This window comes from Burkholderia sp. Ax-1719, assembly GCF_011753055.1.
Taxonomy (GTDB): domain Bacteria; phylum Pseudomonadota; class Gammaproteobacteria; order Burkholderiales; family Burkholderiaceae; genus Paraburkholderia.
In genome coordinates, this window is sequence record NZ_VWWJ01000003.1 from 127,934 (window position 1) to 153,047 (window position 25,114).

19 protein-coding genes are annotated in these 25,114 nt (G+C 65.3%); 9 read left to right on the top strand and 10 right to left on the bottom strand.

The annotated features are described in order from the left end of the window. Positions 1 to 3 precede the first annotated feature (3 nt). Positions 4 to 1,392: a hypothetical protein gene (locus F3J17_RS36560; RefSeq protein ID WP_345891156.1), complete on the bottom strand. Its 1,389-nt coding sequence runs from the start codon at positions 1,390 to 1,392 to the stop codon at positions 4 to 6. Here F3J17_RS36560 and F3J17_RS36565 point away from each other — a divergent pair. Further along, positions 1,276 to 2,007 (top strand): pseudouridine synthase, encoded by a 732-nt coding sequence (locus F3J17_RS36565; protein WP_345891150.1) that lies wholly within the window; start codon positions 1,276 to 1,278, stop codon positions 2,005 to 2,007. The genes F3J17_RS36560 and F3J17_RS36565 overlap by 117 nt on opposite strands. A 122-nt stretch (positions 2,008 to 2,129) precedes the next feature. Here F3J17_RS36565 and def read toward each other — a convergent pair whose 3' ends face one another. The 5 genes from def to F3J17_RS08065 form a co-directional block, all read right to left on the bottom strand. Beyond that, on the bottom strand, positions 2,130 to 2,663 hold the full coding sequence (gene def, locus F3J17_RS08045) for a peptide deformylase (RefSeq protein ID WP_027814833.1): 534 nt from the start codon (positions 2,661 to 2,663) through the stop codon (positions 2,130 to 2,132). Beyond that, entirely contained in the window at positions 2,660 to 4,720 is a 2,061-nt protein-coding gene (gene ligA / locus F3J17_RS08050; RefSeq protein ID WP_167055887.1) for an NAD-dependent DNA ligase LigA, read from the bottom strand. The genes def and ligA overlap by 4 nt, the downstream gene beginning before the upstream one ends. A 347-nt stretch (positions 4,721 to 5,067) precedes the next feature. Continuing rightward, positions 5,068 to 6,393: a cell division protein ZipA C-terminal FtsZ-binding domain-containing protein gene (locus F3J17_RS08055; protein ID WP_167055890.1), complete on the bottom strand. Its 1,326-nt coding sequence runs from the start codon at positions 6,391 to 6,393 to the stop codon at positions 5,068 to 5,070. 162 nt (positions 6,394 to 6,555) lie between these two features. Next, the gene (smc, locus tag F3J17_RS08060) at positions 6,556 to 10,074 is read right to left on the bottom strand and encodes a chromosome segregation protein SMC (protein ID WP_167055892.1); all 3,519 of its coding nucleotides are present in this window, start codon (positions 10,072 to 10,074) and stop codon (positions 6,556 to 6,558) included. A 210-nt stretch (positions 10,075 to 10,284) separates the two neighbouring features. Beyond that, on the bottom strand, positions 10,285 to 11,400 hold the full coding sequence (locus tag F3J17_RS08065) for a DMT family transporter (RefSeq protein ID WP_167055895.1): 1,116 nt from the start codon (positions 11,398 to 11,400) through the stop codon (positions 10,285 to 10,287). A 219-nt stretch (positions 11,401 to 11,619) separates the two neighbouring features. Between F3J17_RS08065 and dapC the strand changes: the two genes are divergently transcribed. The 6 genes from dapC (at position 11,620) to cls (ending at position 18,090) form a co-directional block, all read left to right on the top strand. Then, positions 11,620 to 12,876, top strand: a complete 1,257-nt coding sequence (gene dapC / locus F3J17_RS08070) for a succinyldiaminopimelate transaminase (RefSeq protein WP_205194686.1) — start codon at positions 11,620 to 11,622, stop codon at positions 12,874 to 12,876. Positions 12,877 to 13,049: 173 nt separating this feature from the next. Continuing rightward, positions 13,050 to 13,877 (top strand): 2,3,4,5-tetrahydropyridine-2,6-dicarboxylate N-succinyltransferase, encoded by an 828-nt coding sequence (gene dapD, locus F3J17_RS08075; RefSeq protein WP_167055897.1) that lies wholly within the window; start codon positions 13,050 to 13,052, stop codon positions 13,875 to 13,877. Continuing rightward, complete coding sequence (locus F3J17_RS08080) at positions 13,877 to 14,245, top strand: arsenate reductase (protein ID WP_167055900.1); 369 nt, start codon at positions 13,877 to 13,879, stop codon at positions 14,243 to 14,245. The genes dapD and F3J17_RS08080 overlap by 1 nt, the downstream gene beginning before the upstream one ends. A gap of 135 nt (positions 14,246 to 14,380) precedes the next feature. After that, on the top strand, positions 14,381 to 15,520 hold the full coding sequence (gene dapE, locus F3J17_RS08085; RefSeq protein WP_167055903.1) for a succinyl-diaminopimelate desuccinylase: 1,140 nt from the start codon (positions 14,381 to 14,383) through the stop codon (positions 15,518 to 15,520). Between the two features lie 32 nt (positions 15,521 to 15,552). Then, a complete protein-coding gene (gene prmB, locus F3J17_RS08090) occupies positions 15,553 to 16,449 on the top strand; it encodes a 50S ribosomal protein L3 N(5)-glutamine methyltransferase (protein WP_167055906.1) in 897 nt (298 codons plus the stop codon). A 165-nt stretch (positions 16,450 to 16,614) separates the two neighbouring features. Next, positions 16,615 to 18,090, top strand: coding sequence for a cardiolipin synthase (cls, locus tag F3J17_RS08095; protein WP_167055909.1), 1,476 nt, complete (start codon positions 16,615 to 16,617; stop codon positions 18,088 to 18,090). 24 nt (positions 18,091 to 18,114) lie between these two features. On the opposite strand, the gene F3J17_RS08100 is transcribed toward cls, so the two are convergent. Next, positions 18,115 to 18,597: a glutathione peroxidase gene (locus F3J17_RS08100; RefSeq protein ID WP_167055912.1), complete on the bottom strand. Its 483-nt coding sequence runs from the start codon at positions 18,595 to 18,597 to the stop codon at positions 18,115 to 18,117. Positions 18,598 to 18,813: 216 nt separating this feature from the next. On the opposite strand from F3J17_RS08100, the gene F3J17_RS08105 reads away from it, so the two are divergent. Continuing rightward, positions 18,814 to 20,757: an ATP-binding cassette domain-containing protein gene (locus F3J17_RS08105; protein WP_167055914.1), complete on the top strand. Its 1,944-nt coding sequence runs from the start codon at positions 18,814 to 18,816 to the stop codon at positions 20,755 to 20,757. An 82-nt stretch (positions 20,758 to 20,839) separates the two neighbouring features. Next, on the top strand, positions 20,840 to 22,027 hold the full coding sequence (locus tag F3J17_RS08110) for a CaiB/BaiF CoA-transferase family protein (RefSeq protein ID WP_167056634.1): 1,188 nt from the start codon (positions 20,840 to 20,842) through the stop codon (positions 22,025 to 22,027). Positions 22,028 to 22,143: 116 nt separating this feature from the next. Here F3J17_RS08110 and F3J17_RS08115 read toward each other — a convergent pair whose 3' ends face one another. The 3 genes from F3J17_RS08115 to alr all read right to left on the bottom strand — a co-directional run bounded on the left by F3J17_RS08115 (position 22,144) and on the right by alr (position 25,070). Beyond that, on the bottom strand, positions 22,144 to 22,407 hold the full coding sequence (locus tag F3J17_RS08115; RefSeq protein WP_167055917.1) for a DUF2866 domain-containing protein: 264 nt from the start codon (positions 22,405 to 22,407) through the stop codon (positions 22,144 to 22,146). A 154-nt stretch (positions 22,408 to 22,561) separates the two neighbouring features. Beyond that, positions 22,562 to 23,938 (bottom strand): DNA repair protein RadA, encoded by a 1,377-nt coding sequence (gene radA, locus F3J17_RS08120; protein ID WP_167055919.1) that lies wholly within the window; start codon positions 23,936 to 23,938, stop codon positions 22,562 to 22,564. A gap of 61 nt (positions 23,939 to 23,999) precedes the next feature. After that, positions 24,000 to 25,070: an alanine racemase gene (gene alr / locus F3J17_RS08125; protein ID WP_167055922.1), complete on the bottom strand. Its 1,071-nt coding sequence runs from the start codon at positions 25,068 to 25,070 to the stop codon at positions 24,000 to 24,002. Between the last annotated feature and the right edge of the window lie 44 nt (positions 25,071 to 25,114).

Consider the following 25,114-nt stretch of genomic DNA (forward strand, 5'->3'; position numbering starts at 1 on the left):
AAGTCAAAGCGAATTACCTGAATCATGCGAGCCAAACTCACAGCCAAACACCCGCGCCCGGCCACGCCGGAGCGCTCCCCCGTCCGACGCGGCAGCACGACCGCCCGCAAACCGGTGCGGCCGGCTGAAGCGCGGCCCGCTGACGCACGGCCGGCTTTCGCAAAACCTGCGGGCAACAAGCCTGCGCGCCCCGGCAAGCCGATGTCGCGCGAGGATGGTGGCGAACGCCGCTTCCCGCGTCGCGATGATGGCGAGCGCCGTTCGTTCGGTCCGCGTGAAGATGGCGGTGAGCGTCGCTTCCCGCGCCGTGACGAAGGTGGCGGTGATCGCCGTCCGCCGCGTCGCGATGACGGCGAGCGCCGTTCGTTTGGTCCGCGTGAAGATGGTGGTGAGCGTCGTCCGTTCCGCGCCCGCGAAGACGGCGGTGACCGTCGTCCGCCGCGTCGCGATGATGGCGAGCGTCGTTCGTTTGGTCCGCGTGAAGATGGTGGTGAGCGTCGTTTCCCGCGCCGTGACGAAGGCGGCGGTGATCGTCGCCCTCCGCGTCGCGATGATGGCGAGCGTCGTTCGTTCGGACCGCGTGAAGATGGTGAGCGTCGTTTCCCGCGCCGTGACGAAGGTGGCGGTGATCGTCGTCCTCCGCGTCGCGATGACGGCGAGCGTCGTTCGTTTGGCCCGCGCGAAGATGGTGGTGAGCGTCGTCCGTTCCGCGCCCGCGAAGACGGCGGTGACCGTCGTCCGCCGCGTCGCGATGACGGCGAGCGCCGTTCGTTTGGTCCGCGTGAAGATGGTGGTGAGCGTCGTCCGTTCCGTGCACGCGAAGATGGCGGCGATCGTCGCCCGCCGCGCCGCGATGATGGCGAACGCCGTTCGTTTGGCCCGCGCGAAGATAGTGGTGAACGTCGTCCGTTCCGTGCACGTGAAGACGGTGGTGATCGTCGCCCGCCGCGTCGCGATGACGGCGAGCGTCGTTCGTTCGGCCCGCGTGAAGATGGTGGTGAGCGCCGTTTCGCGCGCCGCGAAGACGGCGGTGACCGCCGCCCGCCGCGCCGCGATGATGGCGAACGCCGTTCGTTCGGTCCGCGCGACGATTCGAGCGAACGCCGCTTTGCCCGCCCGGTAAAGTCGTCGTACGGCAATGACCGCGACGGCGCAGCACCGCGCAAGTTCGGCGACAAACCCGCTGGCAAGTCCTTCGACAAAGCCCCCCGCCGCGAATCCGCGCCGCAACGCGAAGAAGTCGACGGCGACAACGCACTGCGTCTGTCCAAGCGCATGTCGGAGCTGGGCCTGTGCTCGCGCCGCGAAGCCGATGAGTGGATCGAGAAGGGTTGGGTTTTCGTCGACGGCGTCGTGGTCGATACGCTCGGCGCCAAGGTCACGCCCGAGCAACGCATCGAAATCGATCCCGCCGCGCTCGCCGCCCAGGCTCGCCAGGTGACGATCCTGCTGCACAAGCCGATTGGCTACGTGTCCGGCCAGGCCGAAGACGGCTACGAACCCGCCGTCACGTTGGTCAACGGCGAGAACCACTGGGAAGGCGATCGCTCGGGCATCCGCTTCTCGACGCAACACCTGCGCACGCTCGCGCCGGCCGGCCGCCTCGACATCGATTCGACCGGCCTGCTGGTGCTCACGCAAGACGGCCGCGTGGCGAAGCAACTGATCGGCGAAAGCTCGGACATCGACAAGGAATACCTCGTGCGCGTCACCTATGGCGACATCGAGACCGAAGTCGATCAACACTTCCCGGCCGAGCTGCTGTCGAAACTGCGCCACGGCCTCGCGCTCGACGACGTACCGCTCAAGCCCGCACAAGTGAGCTGGCAGAACGGCGAGCAGCTGCGTTTCGTGCTGCGCGAAGGCAAGAAGCGCCAGATCCGTCGTATGTGCGAGCTGGTCGGTCTGCACGTCGTCGGTCTGAAGCGCGTGCGCATGGGCCAGGTCCTGCTGGGCGCGCTGCCGCAAGGTCAATGGCGCTACCTGTCGGCGGACGAAGGCTTCTGAATCTGTTTCTGAGCCTGACTGAAGCGGCGCAACTTCGCGCCGAACCATAAAAAATGGGAGCCGCTGGCTCCCATTTTTGTTGCGCGTCGCATTGGTCGATCGACGCGACTTCCGCCGCCAGATCAGTCGTCGCTATTCGGATCGAGATCCGGGAACAGCACTTCCGTAAAGCCGAACTTCGAAAAATCCGTAATCCGCATCGGATACAGCTTGCCGATCAGATGGTCGCACTCGTGCTGCACCACCCGCGCGTGGAAACCTTCGGCGACGCGCTCGATCGGCTTGCCGTACTGGTCGTAGCCGTTGTAGCGGATCATCGAATAGCGGCTCACCGCGCCGCGCATGCCCGGCACCGACAGGCACCCTTCCCAGCCCTCTTCCATATCGTGCGAAAGCGGGTGGATGACGGGGTTGATCAGCACCGTTTGCGGCACAGCCGGCGCTTCCGGATAGCGCTCGTTCTGCTCGAAACCAAAGATCACTACCTGCAGGTCCACGCCGATCTGCGGCGCGGCGAGGCCCGCGCCATTGGCCGCGTGCATCGTGTCGAACATGTCGGCGATCAGCTCGTGCAGTTCCGGCGTGTCGAAATGATCGACGGGTCTGGCGATGCCGAGCAGGCGCGGATCGCCCATCCTGAGAATTTCGCGAATCATGTTGAATGCCCCTCCAGGAGCTTGTGCAACCCTTCTTCGTCGAGCACCGGCACGCCGAGTTCCTCGGCTTTCGCAAGCTTGCTGCCCGCGTCGGCGCCCGCCACCACGTAGTCCGTCTTCTTCGACACCGATCCGGCCACCTTCGCGCCGGCCGCTTCCAGCATTTCCTTCGCCGCGTCGCGCGTAAGCGTGGGCAGCGTGCCCGTGAGCACGACCGTCTTGCCCGCGAGCACACCCACCGGCGCCTTGGGCGCGGGCGGACCTTCGACCCATGTGACCTTGCCGGGCGCGCGCAGTTGCTCGATCACGGTGCGGTTATGTTCTTCCGCAAAGAACTGGTGGATCGACTCCGCCACGATCGGCCCCACGTCCTTCACTTCGAGCAGTTGTTCAATGCTCGCGTCCATGATCGGGTCGAGCGAGCCGAAGTATTTGGCCAGATCTTTCGCGGTGGACTCGCCCACCTGACGAATGCCCAACGCGTATATGAAACGCGCCAGCGTGGTGGACTTGGCTTTTTCCAGCGAATCGAGCAGGTTTTGCGCCGATTTATCAGCCATGCGGTCAAGCTCGGCGAGCGTGGCAAAACCGAGATTAAAAAGATCCGCGGGCGTGCGCACGAGGTTCTGCTCGACCAACTGGTCGATGATCTTTTCGCCCAGGCCGTCGATATCGAGCGCGCGGCGCTGCGCGAAATGCCAGAGCGCCTGCTTGCGTTGCGCCGGGCAGAACAGGCCGCCCGTGCAGCGCGCGATGGCCTCGTCGGGCAGCCGCTCGATGCGGGAGCCGCATACCGGGCATTCCGTGGGCATGACGAATTCCCGCGCGTCTTCCGGGCGCCGCTCCAGCAGCGCGCTCACCACTTCGGGGATCACGTCGCCCGCGCGGCGGACGATCACCGTATCGCCGATGCGGATGTCCTTGCGGCGCACTTCGTCTTCGTTGTGCAGCGTGGCATTCGTGACGGTCGCGCCGCCCACGAACACCGGTTCGAGCCGCGCGACCGGCGTGATCGCGCCCGTGCGCCCCACCTGCACGTCGATGGCGAGCAGCTTCGTGAGCGTTTCCTGAGCCGGAAACTTGTGCGCCAGCGCGAAGCGCGGCGCGCGCGAGACGAAGCCGAGCACGTCCTGTTCGTCGCGGCGATTGACCTTGTAGACCACACCGTCGATGTCGTACGGCAGGCTCTCACGCTTCTCGCCCACGGCGCGAAAGAAGTCGAGCACGCCTTGCGCGCCCTTCACGACCGCGCGCTCGCTGTTCACCGGCAGACCCATTTCGGCGTACCAGTCGAGCATCTCGCTGTGCGTGGCGGGCATCGGCTCGCCTTCGAGCACGCCGATACCGTAAGCAAAGAACGACAGCGGACGCTGCGCGGTGATCTTCGAGTCGAGCTGGCGCAGGCTGCCCGCCGCCGCATTGCGCGGATTGGCGAACTCCTTCTGGCCGGCTTCGCGCTGACGCTCGTTCATGCGCGCGAAATCGCGGCGGAACATCAGCACTTCGCCGCGCACGTCGAGCACCTTCGGCACGCGTTTGCCTTTCAGGCGCAACGGCAGCGAGCGGATCGTGCGCACGTTTTCGGTGACGTTCTCGCCGGTCGTGCCATCGCCGCGCGTGGAGGCCTGCACGAACACGCCGTCCACATAGCGCAGCGAAATGGCCAGGCCATCGAACTTCAGTTCGCAGGCGTAATCGACTTCCTCGCCTTCGCCCTTGCCGAGCGTGTCGTGCACGCGCTTGTCGAACGCGGCGATGTCTTCGTCGGCGAAACCGTTGTTGAGCGAGAGCATCGGCACGTCGTGGACGACCGGCTCGAAGCCTGCCGACGCCTCGCCGCCCACGCGCTGGGTGGGCGAATCGGGCGTGATCAGATCGGGATGTTCGGATTCGATCGCCTGCAGTTCGCGGAACAGCTTGTCGTATTCCGCGTCGGGCAGCTCCGGCTGGTCGAGCACGTAGTACGCGTGGTTGGCGCGCTCGAGTTCGGCGCGCAGCCACGCCGCGCGCTCGGTCGCGGAGGATGCTTCGGGAGGACGGGCGGGATGACGGACCATGCTGGTTGCGGCTTCTGACGAGTGATTTAGGAGACAGATTATCTCAGGAAGCCGCGCCTGTCGCATCGGCCGAACGGCTAACTTCGTGCGCCGCCGAACGGGTCGCGCCAATGTCCTGGCCGGATGGCTAACGTAGGGCGCAAGGCATTGACCGGCCGCCGCCCGGATGCGACTGTGAACGCACCGTCACCCGCATGCAGCAACTCTCGTCGATGCCAAATGAATACGCCGATCACCCCGCTCGCGCCCCACGCGGGAAACTGGACGCCCATAAGAAAAAGGCGCGGCGCCCTGATGGCGCCGCGCCTTTCGCGCGATCTGAACTGCGGCCAGCCTTATTGGCTGAATTACTGGCTGAACAACCGCCGCGTCGCCGCCGAACCCGCCGGAATGCCGGCCTGTTCGAGTTTCGCGTAGAGCGTCATCAGCTGCTTGTCGATGTTCTGCAGCACCGATTCCGGCAGCGGACGGCGTTGGTCGTCCACCACGCGCCCGCCAATGCGCTCCGCGAGCGAACGCGCGTAATCGCACATCAGGCGGAACGGCAGGATGTCCTCGTCGGCCACCGGCACGTCGAGGATCAGCGTGATCATCTGGCCGCCCTTGTAGGTGAGGTCGTCGCGCAGGAAATTGGTGTCGCCGAACTGCAGCATGAACACCGGGCTCTGCTTGGCGTCGAGCTTCACGAAACGCGTGCCATCGCGCGAAAGCAGCAGCCCGTCCTGCGCCGACACCGCCTGCACGTAGTTGGCGGACCACGGCGCGCCGTCCGACAGCACGTTGATCGAGAGTTGCGCGTCGCATTGCGCCGCGAAACCGTCGAGTTCGCGCGCCATCGCAACCGTCTCGGTCATATCCGGGAATTCGGGCAGGCCGTCGAGCGCATCGGCAAGCTGATGCACACCCGCGACGAATTCCGAAAACTCCAGTTCGTTGAGCGGACCGTTGCGGTTCGCGAGCTGCGCTGCGGCGCGCAGTTCTTCGTAGCGCACGCCGTTTTGCAGCAGCTCCCAGTTGTCGCCGCCTTCGGGCTTGCCCTCGATATGCACGGGCTTGCTGCCCGCCCGGCGCAGGCGTTGCGCGAGCGGAATCACGCGCTCGCCGGGCATCACGGCGCCCAGACGGATCGGCACGATGCAGTCGATGCGGCGGTCCACGATCGCGGGCGGAGCCGAGGAGATCGTCGTCGCAGCCGGCAGTACCGGTTCGACGCGTTCGTCTTCGCCAGCCGAAGCCTGGGTGTGCGTTTGCGCCGGTTCGGCAGACTCGCCCTCGCCCTGCGCGGCGTGCTCGGCTGCTGCGACTACAGGCGCCTCACCTTCGGCGTGCGCCGCTTCGGCTTCGGCGAAACCGTTCGGCGAAGTGTTTTCGGCCTGGATATCGACGGGCGTGTCAGCAGGCGCGGCCGTACCGAAGCCCGGTTCCACGCGCTCGACCGCCTCTTCTGCGCCGGCGGCGGCCAGCGAAGGCTCGCGCCGCGACGGTGCGCGCGCCGGTTCGATAAACGGGCTGGGCTCCTGCAGGTCGTCGCGTTGCGTCGATTCGACCGCTTCCTCGGGCATCGGGCGCGGCATGCGACGGCGCACCCTGGCGCCCTGCCACGCGTTGTATACCACCACGCCCCCGACGACTACGGCGCCAGCGCCGATCAACCCGAGAGTCAACTGATCCATGCATGCTCCATCTGCAATTCTTTTCCGGCGGCGCGCACCGGCCTGTGCCAATGCGCCTTCCGCAAGCGTGGCGTCGCGGGCCTGTGCGCCGGCCGCCTGCTTGAGGCGCTGCCGGACGCGCACCGCGCGCCGTCCCTTAGTTCTATAAAAGCTCTAAATCGTTCAGCCGATATTCTGTGCGAAACCCGCGGCCGTTTCCATGTCCACGGCCACGATGCGCGACACGCCCTGCTCCTGCATGGTCACGCCGATCAGCTGCTGCGCCATCTCCATCGCGATCTTGTTGTGCGAGATAAAGAGGAACTGCGTCTTGTCGGACATCGCGCGCACGAGGTTCGCGAAGCGCTCCGTGTTGGCGTCGTCGAGCGGTGCATCCACTTCGTCCAGCAGACAGAACGGCGCCGGATTGAGCTGGAACATCGCGAACACCAGCGCCGTTGCCGTAAGCGCTTTCTCGCCGCCCGACAGCAAATGAATGGTCGAATTCTTTTTGCCCGGCGGCTGCGCCATCACCTGCACGCCCGCGTCGAGAATTTCGTCGCCGGTCATGATGAGCTTCGCCTGACCGCCACCGAACAGGCGCGGGAACAGCTCGCCAAAGTGGTGATTCACCTGGTCGAACGTGCCTTGCAGCAGCGTGCGCGTTTCCTGGTCGATCTTGCGGATCGCGTCCTCAAGCGTTTCAATTGCGCTCGTCAGGTCGGCCGACTGCGCGTCGAGGAAGGTCTTGCGCTCCTTCGCGGCGGCCAGTTCGTCGAGCGCGGCCATATTGACCGGCCCAAGCGCCGTGATCGCGTTGTTGATACGCGTGACTTCGCCTTGCAGATACGGCGCCTTGAGGTCCGGCGTGAGCTTTTCCTGCAGCGCGATTTCGTCCACGCCAGCGGCCTGAAGCTGTTCGACGAACTGCTCGCCGTTCAGGCGCGCGGCCTGTTCCTTCAGCTGCAATTCGGTGATGCGGTCGCGCAGCGGTTGCAGCGCGCGCTCGGCGTTCAGGCGCGTTTCGTCGGCGGCGCGCAGTTTCGCGCTCAGATCGTCGAGTTCGACGCGCGCGTTGCGCAGCGCTTCTTCCTTCTCGGCGCGAATTTCCAGCGCGTCGTGCAGACCCGTGTGCGCGGTCTGCTCGTTGATGGTTTCCAGCTCGGCGCGTGCATCTTCGAGCGATGCGGCCACGCGCTCGCTCTGGTCGTGCGCGACCTGAACGTTGCGCTTGAGCTCTTCGATGCGGTTGGCCATATTGCGCGCCGCGAAACGCGCATCACCGGCCGCGCGTTCGAGATCGCGCGCCTGATTGCGCGCCGAACCGAGTTCTTCGTCAAGAGCTTCGAACGCGAGCTGGTTGTCTTCGAAGCGTGCCTGCAACTCGGCGAGTTCGGTGTCGTGGCGCTCGAAATTCGCTTCCGACTCCGCACGCAACGCGCGTTGCTCCTCGATCTGCGCGCGAATCTCTTCGCGCTCTTCGCGGATCTGGGTGCTGCGCGCCGTGTAACGCTCGTGCGCCTGAGTCAGCTTGAGCACGTCCATTTGCAGCGCGTGCACACGCTGCGTGGCGCGTTCGGCCTGCTGGCGCAATTCGGCGAGCTGCTGGGCTGCCTGGGTGTGTGCGGCTTCGGCGCGAACGACCGCCGTACGCGCTTCGTCGGCCAGCAACGCCTGGGCGCGCAATTGCAGCGTGAGATTTTCGATTTCCTGCTGGCGCGCCAGCATGCCGGCCTGTTCCGAATCGGCGGCATAAAGCTGCACGCCGACACGCGTAACCATATGGCCCGCCTTGACGACGAACACGCCGCCTTCGGGCAGTTGCGCGCGCTTCGCGAGGCCTTCAGCGAGGTCGGTCGCAACGAAGGTCGTGCCGAGCCATTCGTTCAGCACCGCACGCAGGCCCGCATCGTCGATACGCACGAGCGAGAGCAGCGGCGTGAAACCAGCAGGCGCAGCGGGCGTGGCAGCCGCGAGCGGCGGCGCATAGAACGCGAGTTTGGCCGGCGGCGCGTCGCTGGCGAACGCCTTGACCCAGTCGAGATTCGACACTTCGAGCGCGGCCAGGCGCTCGCGCAGCACTGCTTCGAGCGCGGTTTCCCAACCGGCTTCCACGTGCAGCTTCTTCCACAGACGCGGCAGCGCGCCCAGTTCGTGACGTTCGAGCCACGGCTGGATCTTGCCTTCGGTCTGGACGTTTTCCTGCAGCTGCTTGAGCGCCGCGAGGCGCGCTTCGAGCTGGTGCGTCTGCGCGCTTTCCGCGTTGACGCGTTCGTGTGCGGCGCGGCGCTCGGCGTCCAGACGCGGCACGGTTTCCTGCGCATCGGACAGACGATCCTGCGCGTCGCGCTGGATCTCTTCCTGCTCCGCCAGCTGCATGCGCAACTCTTCGAGCTGCACTTCGTCCGGCGCGTCGAGTCCGCTCGCTTCGGACTTCAGGCGCTCTTCGCGCTGCTGAAGCTGCTGGAGCATCTGGTCGGCGTTGCGCTGATGCGCGGCTTCGAGCTTGATCGCCTGTTCGGTGCGCGCGATGCCTGCGCGCTCCTCGTTCAGTTGCGACTGCGCATCGCGCCAGCGGTTTTCGAGCGCGGGCAAGGCTTCCTGCTTCGCGGCCGCGTCTTCTTCGGCGACGGCAGCCTTTTCCTCGCCCATCGCCAGTTGCTCTTCGGCGTCTTCGATGTCGTCCTGGGCCTTTTGCGCCTGCACCTGCCATTGCTCACGCTGCGCGGTGAGCGCGGCGATCTGCGCCTGCACGCGGTTGCGCGACTCGACGATGAACTTGATCTCGGCTTCGAGACGGCTGACTTCGGCGTTCGCCTCGTAGAGCGAACCCTGCGCGCCCTGCATGGCGTCGCTGGCCGAATAGTGCGCGACGCGCAGCGTTTCGAGCTGCGCTTCGACTTCGCGCAACTGCGCCGTGTGGCGTTCGAGGTCGATCTGCGCCTGTTCGATCGCGCGCTGCTGACGTTGTTGTTCGGCGGCCGCTTCGTTCTTGCGCAACAGCCACAGCAGACGCTGCTTTTCTTCGCCATCGGCCTGCAGTTCGCGGTAACGCGTGGCCACCACCGCCTGGCCTTCGAGCTTGTCGAGATTCGTCGAGAGCTCGCGCACGATGTCTTCCACGCGCGTCAGATTTTCGCGCGTGTCGTGCAGGCGGTTTTCCGTTTCGCGGCGGCGTTCCTTGTACTTCGACACGCCCGCGGCTTCTTCGAGAAACACGCGCAGCTCTTCAGGCTTGGCTTCGATGATGCGCGCGATCATGCCCTGCCCGATGATCGCGTAAGCGCGCGGGCCCAGACCCGTGCCGAGGAAGATGTCCTGGATGTCGCGGCGACGTGCCGGCAGATTGTTGATGTAATAGCTGGAGGTGCCGTCGCGCGTGAGCACGCGCTTGACGGCGATCTCCGCATACTGGCCCCACTGGCCGGCGGCGCGGCCGTCCGCGTTGTCGAACACGAGTTCGACGCTGGCGCGGCTACCGGGCTTGCGTGCCGTGGAACCGTTGAAGATGACGTCCTGCATCGACTCGCCGCGCAGCTCGGAGGCGCGGGATTCGCCGAGCACCCAGCGCACGGCGTCGATGATGTTCGATTTGCCACAGCCATTCGGCCCGACCACGCCAACGAGTTGGCCCGGGACCTGGAAATGCGTGGGATCGACGAATGATTTGAAGCCAGCGAGTTTAATCGAGGTCAGACGCACGGCGATATCGCTGTTGGAATAGGGATAGTGAACGGGACCGCCCGCGCCGCTGGTCGCAGGCCACGCGCCGCCGACCTTCGAACCGGTCGCACGACGGCGCGGCGCGCCGCATCAGGCATACATCAAGCATCTCGGGCAGCCGCCACGGCTCGCCGCACCACGCGCTTCATACACAGCATGCGCAAACGGGCCAGCGAGGATCAGCGGCAATCATACCATCGCACGTGAGCCATTCTGACCGCTACGCCGACTGGCATCGGGTGCAGCGCTGTCTTTCGCGTCGCTTTCGGACTGATCGGCGGCTTCTTCGGGGTTGGCGGCCGTGGTTTCAGCATCGCGGCCTTCGTCGATACGGCTCGTCTGGGCGTGCGCGATCGCGCTGGCGTCGGCGCTTTCGTGCGTGGGCGGTGCGTTATGCCGATTGAGCCGTTTCGCATCCTGCGCGCGATGCACCCAGCTCGACAGTAGCGAAGCCAGCACGATGCACGCGCCGCCCGCCCATTCGCGCGGCCCCGGCGTCTCCCCGGCGAGCAGCCAGGACGACAGCGCCGTCACGACGATTTCGAACAGCATGATGATCGACGCGCGGTTCGCGGGCACGCGCGCCAGGCCGTACTGCACGAGCATATTGTTCGAGCTGAGCAGCAGCCCGAGAACCAGCACCAGCAAGACGATCTGCGCGACCGGCTCGCCCGCGTGAATCACCGGCAACGGCTCGAAGCACGAAGCCAGCGCGCCGAAAATCGCCGCGCCGCCGAAGATCACGGCCGTGCGCATTTCGGGTTTCATCTGCGGCAGCACGCGGCTCGTCTTGACCACCAGCACGTTGCTCATCGCGAAGCCCATCCCCGCCACCAGCCCGGCCCATTCCGCCGCGCTGCCCGGCAAGGGCACGCCGAGTTTCGGCGACCACAGCATCATCACCGCACCGAGCAGCGATAGCCCCGCCAGCGCCGCGCCCGACCACGAGAGGCGTTCGTGCAGGATGAAGTGCGCAAAGATCGCGGTCCATGCGGGTGTGAGGTAGAACAACAGCAGCACGCGCATCACTTCGCCGTGGATCGCGCCCCACACAAAGCCGATATTCGTCACGCCCGCCGCGAGGCCCAACATCGGCAGCAGCCAGTGCCAGCGCACCGTGGCGATCGAGCGGCGGCGCAGCAGCAGCACGAACAGGCAGCCCGCCGCGCTGGTGGCGGCCCCTGCCGCCGTGCCGGTCAGTCCAAAGCTCGCCAGCGTGCGCAGCGGATACCAGATCACGCCCCATACCGAAGCGCCGATCAGGATGGCGAGCGTGGGCCAGCCGGCCTTCAGGCTCGCGCTCATTGCGCTGGCCGCGCGATGGGCCGCGTCCACTTCGTTGATTGCATGCCTTGCATCCGTCCTTACCTTAATGTCGTCTTGATATCGTCTATCAGCGCGCGGTTCGCGCCTCCCGGCCCAAACGTCCGCACCACACCCAGTTATAATTCACGCTTTTCCAGACGCATCAGCCACCGACGCCAGCGACCGTTTCCGGTTCTGCCCCGCGCCGGGCGCGCTGCCATGCCGTCCTCGCCCAATCCGCCCGCCAAGCCAGTGAATCCGCTACTCGACACCCTCCAGTCCTATCCCTTCGAAAAGCTGCGCGTGCTCTTCAAGGACGTCACGCCGAATGCCGGCCTGCGCCACATCAGCTTCGGGATCGGCGAGCCGAAACATCCAACGCCCGCGCTGATCCGCGACGCCATTGTCGCTTCGCTCGACGGTCTGTCGGTGTATCCGGCCACGGGTGGCACGCCCGCGCTGCGCGAGGCGATTGCGAAATGGGTGACTGAGCGCTACAGCCTGCCCGCAGTCGACGCCGCCACCCAGGTGCTGCCGGTGTCGGGCTCGCGCGAGGCGCTGTTCGCGCTCGCGCAGGCGGTGGTGGATCCCACGGCGGGCGCGAAAGACCCGGCGAAGCGGCCGATCGTACTCTGCCCGAACCCGTTCTACCAGATCTACGAAGGCGCCGCCCTGCTCGCGGGCGCGCAACCGTACTTCGTGAACAGCGATCCGGCCCGCAACTTCGCCTGCGATTATTCGCAGGTGCCGGAAGACGTCTGGGCGCGCACCCAGCTGCTGTTCGTCTGCTCGCCGGGCAACCCGACCGGCGCGGTGCTCACGCTCGACGACTGGCGCGAACTGTTCGCGCTGTCGGACAAGTACGGCTTCGTGATTGCGTCCGACGAATGCTATTCGGAGATCTACTTCGACGAATCGAAGCCGCCGCTCGGCGGTCTGGAAGCCGCGCACCAGTTGGGCCGCGGTTTCGAGCGCCTCGTCATGCTGTCGAGCCTGTCCAAGCGCTCGAATGCGCCGGGCATGCGCTCGGGCTTCGTCGCGGGCGATGCGGCCATCCTCAAGCAATTCCTGCTGTATCGCACCTATCACGGCTCGGCGATGTCGCCGGTCTGGCAGTCCGCCAGCATCGCCGCGTGGGGCGACGAGCAGCACGTGCGCGAGAACCGAGCGCAGTACGTCAAGAAGTTCTCGACCGTCACGCCCCTGCTCGCCGACGTGCTCGACGTGAAGCTGCCCGACGCGGCCTTCTACCTCTGGGCCAACGTCGCGCGCACCGGCCTCACGGACGACGCGTTCGCCCAGCGCCTCTACGCCGACTATAATGTGACCGTTCTGCCGGGCTCGTATCTCGCGCGCGAAGCGCACGGCACGAATCCCGGCGCCGGTTTTGTACGCCTCGCGCTCGTCGCCGACGTCGAGGAGTGCATCAAGGGCGCAAAGCGCATCGTCGACTTCTGCCGCTCGCTCGAAGCCTGACGACGGCCGCGGCGAAAGCCCCGACAGCAGCCACAAGCCGCTCGAACGGCTAAAACGCTGCAACCGCTCTCCCGCACGCGCGCCCTGCCGCGCGTGCCACGCTTTGCCGATCAAGTCATTGCGGTGCGCTTTTTCACCGCGATTTTTTACCGAACTCTCACGAAATCACCACCATGTCGCAACAACTTCAGCAGATCATCGACACCGCCTGGGAAAACCGCGCCGACTTCTCGCCCAAGTCCGCGCCGAACGACGTGCGTGAAGCCGTCGCCCACGTCATCGCCGAGCTGGACAAAGGCGCGCTGCGCTGCGCCGAGAAGAAGGACGGCGACTGGGTCGTCAACCAGTGGGTGAAGAAGGCCGTGCTGCTGTCGTTCCGCCTGGAAGACAACGCGCCGATGGGCGCCGGCGGCTTCACGCAATTCTTCGACAAGGTGCCCTCGAAGTTCGCCAACTACACGGCTGAAGACTTCGCCGCAGGCGGCTTCCGCGTCGTGCCGCCGGCCATCGCGCGCCGCGGCTCGTTCATCGGCAAGAACGTCGTGCTGATGCCGTCGTACACCAACATCGGCGCTTACGTTGACGAAGGCACCATGGTCGACACGTGGGCAACGGTCGGTTCGTGCGCCCAGATCGGCAAGAACGTGCACCTCTCGGGCGGCGTCGGCATTGGCGGCGTGCTTGAGCCGCTGCAGGCCAACCCGGTCATCATCGAAGACAACTGCTTCATCGGCGCGCGTTCGGAAGTCGTGGAAGGCGTGATCGTGGAAGAAAACTCGGTCATCTCGATGGGCGTGTACCTCGGCCAGTCGACCAAGATCTATGACCGCGAAACCGGCGAAATCAGCTACGGCCGCATCCCGGCTGGCTCGGTCGTGGTCGCGGGCAACCTGCCCTCGAAGGACGGTTCGCACAGCCTGTACTGCGCCGTGATCGTCAAGAAGGTCGACGCCAAGACCCGCGCCAAGGTCGGCCTGAACGAGCTGCTGCGAGGCGACTGATGGCGAAGGCCGCAAAGACTGTCGTCGTCTACGGCATTCCGAACTGCGATTCCGTGAAGAAGGCCCGTGTGTGGCTGGAAGAGCATGGTATCGAGTTCGAGTTTTACGACTTCAAGAAAGCCGGCGTGTCGAACGCGCTGGTGCAGGACTGGCTCAAGGACGTGTCGCTCGATCAACTGATCAACAAGCGCGGCACGACCTGGCGCGGCCTGTCCGAGGTGCACAAGGCCGAAGCCGACTCCACCGCCGGCGCGATTGCGCTGATGAGCCACAAGCCGTCGATCATCAAGCGTCCGGTGATCGCGGTGAATGGCCGCGTGAAGGCGCTCGGTTTCGCCGCCGAGCAGCTCGAAGCGATTTTTGCCTGAAGCTCAGGGCTAAGGCTTGAGTCCGATGAGCGCCCGACACCCAGCGCGCACATCGGACCTCAACGCCGTCACATGCTGTTGCCGGCCCCTGATTCGTCAGCGGCGCCGGCATTTTCATTTGCAACCGGTCCCTCCATGTCCGCCACACTCGCCCTTACCGAAGCCCTGATCGCGCGCGCGTCCGTGACGCCCGACGACCAGCACTGCCAGCGCATCATGACCGAACGCCTCAGCGCGCTCGGCTTCGCGTGCGAAACGATCGAATCCAACGGCGTGACCAATCTGTGGGCCGTCAAACGCGGCGCGGCCGGCACCGACGGCCCGCTGCTCGCCTTCGCGGGTCACACCGACGTCGTGCCGACCGGCCCGCTCGAACAATGGAGCTCGCCACCGTTCGAACCCCATCATCGCGACGGCATCCTCTACGGCCGCGGCGCCGCCGACATGAAGACCTCGCTGGCCGCCTTCGTGGTGGCAAGCGAAGAGTTCGTCGCCGCGCATCCGCAACATCGCGGCGCGATTGCGTTCCTCATCACCAGCGACGAGGAAGGCCCCGCCACCGACGGCACCGTGAAGGTCGTCGAAGCGCTGCAGGCGCGTGGCGAAAAGATGGATTACTGCATCGTCGGCGAACCGACGTCGTCGGCCACGCTCGGCGACTGCGTGAAGAATGGCCGCCGCGGTTCGATGTCGGGCAAGCTCGTCGTCAAGGGCGTGCAAGGCCACATCGCCTATCCGCATCTGGCGAAGAATCCCGTGCATCTGCTGGCGCCGGCGCTGGCCGAACTCGTCGCCGAAAAATGGGACGACGGCAACGAATACTTCCCGCCCACCACCTGGCAGGTTTCGAACATGCACAGCGGCACGGGCGCGAGCAACGTGATCCCCGGCCACGCCGAAGTGCTGTTCAACTTCCGCTTCTCCACCGCGAGCACCGTGGAAGGCCTGCAACAGCGCGTGCATGCGATCCTCGACAAGCATGGCCTTGAATACGATCTGCACTGGAGCGTGAGCGGCCTGCCCTTCCTCACGCCGCGCGGCGACCTGTCGAACGCGCTGGAAAAGGCGATCCTCGACGAAACGGGCGTGACCACCGAGCTTTCCACCACGGGCGGCACGTCCGACGGCCGCTTCATCGCGCGCATGTGCTCGCAGGTGGTGGAATTCGGCCCGCCCAATGGCAGCATCCACAAGATCGATGAACATATCGAAGTCAAGTTCATCGACCCGCTCAAGAACGTGTACCGCCGCGTGCTCGAACAACTGATCGCGTAAGCGCCACACGCGCTCACGCTGGAGTTCACCCTATGACCCATCCGCTTTCCACGACGTTTAACACCGTGCGCGATCTGCTGCGCTACGGCGTCTCGCGCTTCTCCGCCGCGCAGCTCGCTTTCGGCCACGGTTCGAGCAACGCTTACGACGAAGCCGCTTACCTGATCCTGCACTCGCTGCATCTGCCGCTCGACCTGCTCGATCCGTTCCTCGACGCGCGTCTCGCGCCCGAGGAAATCGACAAGGTGCTCGCCGTGATCGAGCGCCGCGCCACCGAGCGCGTGCCCGCCGCGTACATCACGCAGGAAGCGTGGATGCACGGCCTGCGCTTTTACGTGGACGAGCGCGTGATCGTGCCGCGTTCGTTTATCGGCGAACTGCTGGCCGACGGCCTGCAGCCGTATGTCGAAGACCCGGAACAGGTCACCGCCGTGCTCGAACTCTGCACCGGTTCGGCCAGCCTCGCGATTCTCGCGGCGCACGCGTTCCCGAATGCCGATATCGACGCCGTCGATCTCTCCGCGCCCGCGCTGGAAGTGGCAAAGCGCAACGTGCACGAGCATGAACTCGACGAGCGCATTGCGCTGTTCGAAGGCGATCTGTACGCGCCGCTGCCCGAGCGCCGCTACGACGTCATCATCACGAATCCGCCGTATGTGAATGCGGCTTCGATGGATGCACTGCCGCCCGAATATCGTCACGAGCCGGAAATGGCGCTCGCGGGCGGCTCGGACGGCATGGACATCGTGCGCCGCATCGTCAAGGAAGCGCGCAACTGGCTCACGGACAACGGCGTGCTGGTGGTCGAGATCGGCAACGAGCGTGAAAATGTTGAAGCCGCGTTTGGCGGCCTCGATCTCGTCTGGCTCTCGACGAGCGCGGGCGACGATCAGGTGTTCCTGATCCAGGCTTGCGACCTGCCGGTCTAAGCCAGCGGTCTCACCCCTCACTCGCGCGCCGCCATGTGGCGCGCGAGTTTGACACGGGCATCCAGTCTGCCCGGCTGCCGGGATAGCCCTCATTGCGCGGGCTTCGGTAAGATGAACGTTTCCCGGCCCTATAAGCTCAAGGCTTCAGGAGCGTCCCGCGTCTTTATGCGATTCGACTGGTCAACCCTCGGCACCGTGCTCGCCATCGTCCACCTGCTCGGACTGATCGCAGCGTGTCACGCCATCCTCGTCACCCGCACCTCGCAAGGCGCGATCGCGTGGGCAGTCTCGCTCGCGACGATGCCCTATCTCACGCTCATCCCCTATCTGTTCCTTGGCCGCAGCAAGTTCGCCGGTTACGCGGACGCCCGGCGGCTGCGCAACGAAACACTGCGCTCCCGCGCACACGCGCCCGATCTGGGACAGCCTGGCAGCGCGTCCGGCGACCGGCTGGCCGCCAGGACGCCCGGCTCAGGCGACAGCCCCGACGCCCTCAACCCACGCGTGATCCGCACGCTCTCGCACCTGGGCGGCATGCCGCTCGTGCCTGGCAATGCGGTGCGCACGCTCGTGAACGGCGAGGCCACGTTCTCGGCGATTTTCGACGCCATCGAGCAAGCCCGTCATTATGTGATCGTGCAGTTCTTTATCGTGCGCGCTGACGCCCTCGGCGACATGCTCAAAGACCTGCTGCTTGCCTGCACCGCGCGCGGCGTGCGCGTGCATTTCCTTTACGACAGCATCGGCAGTTTCGATCTGCCCGCGAGCTATGTGCAGGCCTTGCGCGCGGGCGGCGTGGAAGTGCATCCGTTTTCGACCCGGCGACGCTTCGTCAATCGCTTCCAGCTCAACTTCCGCAATCACCGCAAGATCGTCGTGGTGGACGGCGAACGCGCGTTTGTCGGCGGTCATAACGTGGGCGTCGAATACCTGGGCGCCAAACCGCCGCTTTCGCCGTGGCGCGATACGCATATTGAGGTGCGCGGCCCGGTGGTGGCCAACATCCAGTTCGCCTTCACCGAAGACTGGTACTGGGTCACCCAGGAACTGCCGGGCAGCGAGCCGCCGCCGCTCAAAGCGCTCGACGGCGACGACATGGACTGTCTCGTGATGCCCACCGGCCCCGCCGATCGTCAGGAAACCTGCTCGCTCTTTTTCGTGGAGGCGATCAACGCGGCGAACTCGCGCATCTGGATCACCACGCCTTATCTGGTGCCCGATTCCGCCGTGCTCGCCGCCCTGCGTCTGGCCGCGCTGCGCGGCGTGGACGTGCGCATCCTGATCCCCAGCCGCCGCGACCACTACGTGGTGTTCGAAGCCTCCACGCTTTACGCCTATGACGCGGTGCGCGCGGGCATCCGCATCTTCCGCTACCAGCCGGGCTTCCTGCACCAGAAGGTCGTGCTGATCGACGATACGGCGGCCGCCATTGGCAGCGCGAACCTGGATAACCGCTCGTTCCGCCTGAACTTCGAGATCATGGTGCTCACGGTTCACGCGGGCTTCGCATCGGAAGTCGAGGCAATGCTGCTGCGCGACTTCGAAGCGAGCCTGGAAATCGATCGCAGCGAGTATCGCGATGCGCCCGCCTGGCGCAAGATCGCGATGCATGTTGCCCGCCTGTTCGCGCCGATTCTCTGAGCGCAGGCGCTTTCGCTGCGCGTCTTAGAGCAGCTTTTCGATATCGGCGGCGATGGCGTCCGGCTTCGTGACGGGCGCGTAGCGCTTCACGACCTTGCCGCTACGGTCGACGAGAAACTTCGTGAAATTCCACTTGATGCGCTCAAGCCCGAGCAGCCCTGGCGCCTCGCCCGTCAGCCAGTGGTAGAGCGGATGCGCGTTCGCACCGTTCACGTCGATCTTCTCGAACATCGGAAAGGTCACGCCGAAGTTCTTTTCGCAGAACGCGCCGATCTGCGTGGCGTCACCCGGCTCCTGCTTGCCGAACTGGTTGCACGGAAAGCCGAGCACGGCGAGGCCGCGCGTCGCGTACTGGTCATAAAGCTTTTGCAGACCCGCGTACTGCGGCGTGAAACCGCATTCACTTGCGGTGTTGACGATCAGCAGGACCTTGCCCGCGTATTGTTCGAGGCTCACGGGTGCCGCGCCGCCAAGCGGTTGCGCCGTGAACGAATAGACCGTGGTCATCGGGTTCCTCCCCAAAGGAAAGCGCCAGTCTACGTGAGAAAGCCTGCGGCCCGCACCCTGGCCAGATGGCCAATGGCCGAGCGCCCATGTCGGGCGAATGTTCGGCGACTTTTTTGCAAAAACACCGCAATGGCGCACTAGCCGTCCGGACGATGCCGGGCGAAGCGCGAGCCAGTTTAAAATGGCGCTTTACGTTTTGTCTGCGCTGGCACCCCCGTGATCCGCTTCAATCAATTCAGTCTTGCCCGCGGCACCAAGCCGCTCTTCGATCAGACCTCGTTCACCCTCAATCCAGGCGAAAAAGTCGGTCTCATCGGTGCGAACGGCGCGGGCAAATCCACGCTGTTCGCCGTGCTGCGCGGCCAGCTGCACGCGGACGCGGGCGACTTCTCCATGCCGCCTTCGTGGTCGATTGCCCACGTCGCGCAGGAAACCCCGGCCGTCGACAAGAACGCGCTCGACTACACGCTGGACGGCGACGCTCCGTTGCGCGAGATCGAGGCGCGCATTGCCGCGGCTTCGGCCGCCCACGACGGTGCGGCCGAAGCCGAAGCGCACGCCGCCTTTGCCGACGCCGACGGTTACACCGCCCCGGCGCGCGCCGAAGCGCTGCTGCTCGGTCTGGGTTTCACGATGGACCAGACCCGCCAGCCGGTCGCCAGCTTCTCGGGCGGCTGGCGCATGCGCCTGAACCTGGCCCAGGCGCTGATGTGCCGCTCCGACCTGCTGCTGCTCGACGAACCCACGAACCACCTGGACCTGGACGCCATCGTCTGGCTCGAAGACTGGCTGCATCGCTATCCCGGCACGCTCATCGTGATCTCGCACGACCGCGAATTCCTCGATTCGGTCTGCAATGTCACGCTGCATCTGGAAAACCAGCAGATCAAGCGCTACGGCGGCAATTACTCGCAGTTCGAGATCCTGCGCGCGCAACAGATCGCGCTCCAGCAGAGCGCGTTCGAGAAGCAGCAGCGCACCGTCGCTCACCTGCAAAGCTTCATCGACCGTTTCAAGGCGCAGGCCACCAAGGCACGCCAGGCGCAAAGCCGCGTCAAGGCGCTGGAGAAGATGGAGCTGATCGCGCCCGCGCACGCCACCTCGCCGTTCACGTTCGAATTCCGCACGCCCGATTCCGCGCCCAATCCCATGCTGGTGATGGACCGCGTGCGCTGCGGCTATCGCGCTGAAGACGGCAGCGAAACGCCCATCGTCGAAGGCGTCGCGCTGTCGATCCAGAATGGTCAGCGCATTGGCCTGCTCGGGGCGAATGGCCAGGGCAAGTCGACGCTCATCAAGACCCTCGCCGCCACGCTCGCGCCGCTTTCGGGCGAATTGCGCACCGGCAAGGGCCTGCAGATTGGCTATTTCGCGCAGCATCAGCTTGAAACGCTGCGTCCGGCCGACACGCCGCTCCAGCATCTCGCGCGCCTCGCGCCCGACACGCGCGAACAGGAACTGCGCGACTTCCTCGGCGGCTTCAATTTCCCCGGCGAGATGGCGACCGCGCCCATCGCCCCGTTCTCGGGTGGCGAAAAGGCGCGCCTGGCGCTGGCGCTCATCATCTGGCAAAAGCCCAATCTGCTGCTGCTCGACGAACCGACCAATCACCTGGACCTCGAAACGCGCCACGCGCTCACGATGGCGCTCGCGCAGTTCGAAGGCACGCTGATTCTGGTCTCGCACGACCGGCATCTGCTGCGCGCCACCACGGACCAGTTCATGCTGGTCGCAAAGCACCGCCTGCAGCCGTTCGACGGCGACCTGGACGATTACCGCGACTGGCTGCTCCAGCACGCCGCGGAACAACGCGCGGCACTCAAGGCGGCGGCCGTCGGCACGGCGAATGCGGCTGCGGGTGTCGATGACGGCGTGAACCGCAAGGAGCAGCGCCGTCAGGAAGCGGAAACGCGCCAGCGTCTCGGACACCTGAAAAAGCCCTTGCAGCAAAAGATCGCCAAAATCGAAAAAGAGATGGACGCGCTCAACACGGAAAAGAGCACACTGGACGCGTTTGTCGCCGATCCAGCCAGCTACGAGGCCGCGCAAAAGAGCAAGCTGACCGAATCGATCCGGCGTCAGGCCGAAGTTCAGTCGCGCCTCGAAGCGCTCGAAGCCGACTGGCTCGAAGCCCACGAGGAACTTGAGCAGATCGGCTGATCGTCCGGTCGCCTTTTTGCTGCCTCTCGCAACTTTCGCCAGCGCATCGTCAGGAGCCAACCGAGTGTCGACACCCGCCGCATTGCAGGGCCTACGCGTTCTCGATCTGACCCGGCTTTTACCCGGGCCCGTAGCCACGTTGCGCCTTGCGGAAATGGGCGCGGACGTGCTCAAGATCGAGCCGCCCGGCGCTGGCGATGCGTCGCGCACCATGATGCAGAACACGGCCGATGAACTCGCGGGGCGTCCCGGCGCGTTCTACCGGCTGGTGAATCGCGGCAAGCGCGAGACGCGGCTCGACCTGAAATCCGAAAGCGGCCGCGCCGTGCTGCTGGCGCTCGCACGCGACGCCGACGTGCTGGTCGAGAGCTTCCGGCCCGGTGTGATGGACCGGCTCGGCGTGGGTTACGAGACACTGCGCGCGGCCAACCCCAAGCTCGTCTATTGTGCGATCACGGGTTACGGCACGAACAGCCCGTTCTCGGAGCGCGCGGGCCACGACATCAACTACATCGCCTATGCGGGCGTGCTCGATCAGATCGCCGGGCGCGACGGCGCGCCAGTGCTGCCGAATTTCCAGATCGCCGATCTGCTCGGCGGCGCGCTGTCCGCCGTCACGCAAATCCTCGCGGCGCTCTGGCAGGTGTCGCGCGGCGGCGAAGGCCGTTTCGTCGATATCTCGATGGCGCGCGAATCGCATGTCAACAACGTGGTCGCGCAAGTGGCGCTCGCCAACGACGACGCAGCGGCGCTGCAGCCCGGCGGCGGTTTGCTGAACGGCGGCGTGCCTTGCTACAACCTGTATCGCACCCAGGACGACCGCTGGCTCGCGGTTGGCGCGCTCGAACTCAAGTTCTGGCAGGCGCTGTGCACCGCGCTCGGTCGCGAAGACTGGGCGCAGCGCCACTGGAGTCTGGGCCAGGCGATCGGCGGATCGGACGCGGCCTCGCTCACACGCGAACTGGGCGCGCTGATCGCCTCCGAAACGCTGCAAACCTGGATCGACCGGCTGGAAGTGATCGACTGTTGCGTGTCGCCGGTGCTCAAACCCGGCGAGGCCGCCAATCATCCGCTCTTCAACGCCGAGGTGTTGCAGGCCTTGCTCGACGATATCGAGGCACAGCGCCAGGCCACCGCTCAGCCACCGGCAAGCGTGGCGCGTTTGCCCATGGGAAATACGTCGGCCGCTCCCGCCGTTTCGCCGACCAGCGCGCATCCGCAGGCAGGCCAGGGCGGCAAGAAGCCGTTCAACTATGGCCCGTGGGGCTGAGTCGGACTAAGTCAGTCTGAATCGCGCTGAGAAGCCAGGCAGAAAATCCGCCGACAAAAACAGCAATGGGCGCATCGTGCGCCCATTGTCTTGTCAGCTTCTGGAAAACCGCGCGCCTAGCGTCGCGGCAAGGTCTGGCGCGGTGCGCGCTCGTCGTCATAAAGCACGTGCTTGCGGCCTTCGATATGGTGGGAGATGGTGCTGCGCACCTGCGCGGCGGTCACATTGCCGGCGACCACCTGACGCGAGATGCGGCCGTCGCCGTCGATCCATTCGACGATGCGGCAACTGCTGCCCCAAGGCTGCATGAGCGGCTCGGAGACCCGGCAGCCGCGCACGACGATCGAACTGCCGCCAATGGACGTTTCTGTCTGTTTCAAAGTCGCTATCCTTTCCGCTGAATGCGGGGTTGCTCATTCGGGCAAGGATAGGGAAATCGCAAAACTTTCTGGTTACAGCGCGCGCCAGGGTTGTTACTAATCATTACGCGCCAGACCGCGCCTGCGCAAGGCATTTCCGGCGCCCGGACAACGCTTACTCGAACTCGCGCACGCGATCGATCGCCTCTTCAATCCGCTCGACGGCGATCACATTCAAACCTTCGATTGGCTGTTTCGGCGCGTTGGCGCGGGGAATCAGCGCACAGGTAAAACCAAGCTTCGCGGCTTCCTTCAGACGATCCTGGCCGCGCGGCGAGGGTCGGATCTCACCCGCCAGCCCGACTTCACCGAAAACGATCAGACCCTTTGGCAACGCCTTGTTACGCATCGAGGAATGAATGGACAGCAGCACGGCCAGATCCGCCGCCGGTTCGGTGATCTTCACGCCGCCCACCGCGTTGAGGAACACGTCCTGATCGAAGCAGGCGATGCCCGCGTGACGGTGCAACACCGCTAGCAGCAGCGCGAGGCGGTTCTGCTCAAGACCCACGGCCAGGCGGCGCGGGTTAGGCACCTGCGCCGTATCGACCAGCGCCTGCACTTCCACCAGCAGCGGCCGCGAGCCTTCCTGCGTCACCATCACGCAGGAACCCGGCACGCTCTGTTCGTGCTGCGACAGAAACAGAGCGGAAGGATTCGCCACACCGCGTAAGCCTTTTTCCGTCATCGCGAACACGCCGAGTTCGTTGACCGCGCCAAAGCGGTTCTTGAACGCGCGCACCAGACGGAACGACGAATGCGTGTCGCCCTCGAAGTACAGCACCGTATCGACGATATGTTCCAGCACGCGCGGCCCGGCGAGGTTGCCCTCCTTTGTGACGTGCCCGACCATGATGATCGACGTGCCCGACTGCTTGGCAATGCGCGTGAGTTGCGCCGCGCATTCACGCACTTGCGCGACCGAGCCAGGCGCGGACGTCAGCGCTTCGGAATAGATGGTCTGGATCGAGTCGATCACGGCGACGTCGGGCTTCTCGGCTTCGATGGTCGCCTGGATTTTTTCGAGCTGGATTTCGGCGAGGAGCTGAAGATCGTTCATCTTCGAGCCTTGCTCCAGCAGCCCAAGCCGTTGCGCGCGCAACGCAATCTGCGCGGCGGATTCCTCGCCGCTCACATAGAGCGAGCGACGGTCGGCGGCAATTTCCGCGAGCGATTGCAGCAGCAGCGTCGACTTGCCGATGCCCGGATCGCCGCCGATCAACACTACGCCGCCCGCAACGAGACCGCCGCCCAGCACGCGATCGAATTCGCCGATGCCCGAGGTGAAGCGCGGCACATCCGAGGCTTCGATATCGGCTAGGCGACGCACCGGCGCGCTCTTGGCGAGCGCCTGAAAACGATGGTTGCCGGCCGGCTCCGCGACGCTTTCCACCAGTGTGTTCCATGCGTTGCACGCGGGACATTGCCCTTGCCACTTGTGCACCTGCCCGCCGCATTCGGTGCAGATATAGACCGTCTTCGCCTTCGCCATGCCTGTTTTGTACCGCTCGCTGATGCGTTTATATAGAGATCAATCGGGAAAAAAGAGGCGCTTATTCCGCGCGCACCGGCACACGCGGTGCAACCGCGCACATCAACTCGTAGCCGATGGTGCCGCAGGACGCCGCCACGTCATCGATCGGCAGATTTGCGCCCCACAGTTCGACGCGCGTGCCCATGCCCGCTTGCGGAACCGGCGTGAGATCGACGGTAATCATGTCCATCGAGACGCGTCCGACGATGCGCGTGCGCACGCCATCGACGATCACGGGCGTGCCTTCGGGCGCGATGCGCGGATAGCCGTCCGCGTAACCGCAGGCGACCACGCCGATGCGCATGGTCTTGCGCGCCGTGAAGGTCGAACCGTAGCCGACGGTCTGGCCTTCCGCCACGGTCTGCGTGCCGATGATTTCCGAGGCGAGCGTCATGGCCGGCTGCAGGCCGGTGCCATCGAGCGCCGTTGCCACGCCCGAAGGCGACGCACCATACAGAATGATGCCGGGACGCACCCAGTCGAAATGCGACGTCGGATGCCAGAGCGTGGCCGCCGAATTCGCGAGGCTGCGCGTGCCCGCGATGCCTTGCGCGCCGCGCTCGAATGCTTCCATTTGCTCGGCGATGCCGCGCGGGGCGTCGGCGTCCGAAAAGTGCGTCATCAGCGTGATCTGGCCAATGCCGGGACAGGCGCGCGCGCGCTCCCAGGCGGCGCGGTATTTCTCAGGCGAATAACCTAGCCGGTTCATGCCGCTATTCATCTTGAGCTGCACGTTGACCGGCTTCGAAAGGCGCGCCATTTCCAGCATGCGCATCTGCTCGTCGCAATGCACGACCGTCGTGAGGCTGTAGCGATCGATCACGTCGATGTCGGTCGGCCGGAAAAAGCCTTCGAGCAGCAGGATCGGACCGGCCCAGCCGAGTTCACGCAGTTTCACCGCTTCTTCGAGATCGAGCAGACCGAAACCGTCGGTTGCGCGCAGACCCGGAAAAGCGCGCGCGAGCCCGTGGCCGTAGGCGTTGGCCTTGACGACGGCCCAGATTTTCGACTTTGGCGCGTATTTCCGGACGACGGAGAGATTATTGGCGAGGGCGGCGGTATGGATCGTGGCTGAGAGGGGGCGCGGCATGGGAGTTTTTTCGCAAAGACGCTTTCGAATCAGGAGCTTACAGG

What these genes read in the sequence shown, in the direction of transcription:
- F3J17_RS36565 (WP_345891150.1), top strand. Translation starts at nt 1,276, where the DNA reads ATGTCGGAGCTGGGCCTGTGCTCGCGCCGCGAAGCCGATGAGTGGATC.
- def (WP_027814833.1), bottom strand. Translation starts at nt 2,663, where the DNA reads ATGATTCGCGAAATTCTCAGGATGGGCGATCCGCGCCTGCTCGGCATC.
- ligA (WP_167055887.1), bottom strand. Translation starts at nt 4,720, where the DNA reads ATGGTCCGTCATCCCGCCCGTCCTCCCGAAGCATCCTCCGCGACCGAG.
- F3J17_RS08055 (WP_167055890.1), bottom strand. Translation starts at nt 6,393, where the DNA reads ATGGATCAGTTGACTCTCGGGTTGATCGGCGCTGGCGCCGTAGTCGTC.
- F3J17_RS08065 (WP_167055895.1), bottom strand. Translation starts at nt 11,400, where the DNA reads ATGAGCGCGAGCCTGAAGGCCGGCTGGCCCACGCTCGCCATCCTGATC.
- dapC (WP_205194686.1), top strand. Translation starts at nt 11,620, where the DNA reads ATGCCGTCCTCGCCCAATCCGCCCGCCAAGCCAGTGAATCCGCTACTC.
- dapD (WP_167055897.1), top strand. Translation starts at nt 13,050, where the DNA reads ATGTCGCAACAACTTCAGCAGATCATCGACACCGCCTGGGAAAACCGC.
- F3J17_RS08080 (WP_167055900.1), top strand. Translation starts at nt 13,877, where the DNA reads ATGGCGAAGGCCGCAAAGACTGTCGTCGTCTACGGCATTCCGAACTGC.
- dapE (WP_167055903.1), top strand. Translation starts at nt 14,381, where the DNA reads ATGTCCGCCACACTCGCCCTTACCGAAGCCCTGATCGCGCGCGCGTCC.
- prmB (WP_167055906.1), top strand. Translation starts at nt 15,553, where the DNA reads ATGACCCATCCGCTTTCCACGACGTTTAACACCGTGCGCGATCTGCTG.
- cls (WP_167055909.1), top strand. Translation starts at nt 16,615, where the DNA reads ATGCGATTCGACTGGTCAACCCTCGGCACCGTGCTCGCCATCGTCCAC.
- F3J17_RS08100 (WP_167055912.1), bottom strand. Translation starts at nt 18,597, where the DNA reads ATGACCACGGTCTATTCGTTCACGGCGCAACCGCTTGGCGGCGCGGCA.
- radA (WP_167055919.1), bottom strand. Translation starts at nt 23,938, where the DNA reads ATGGCGAAGGCGAAGACGGTCTATATCTGCACCGAATGCGGCGGGCAG.
- alr (WP_167055922.1), bottom strand. Translation starts at nt 25,070, where the DNA reads ATGCCGCGCCCCCTCTCAGCCACGATCCATACCGCCGCCCTCGCCAAT.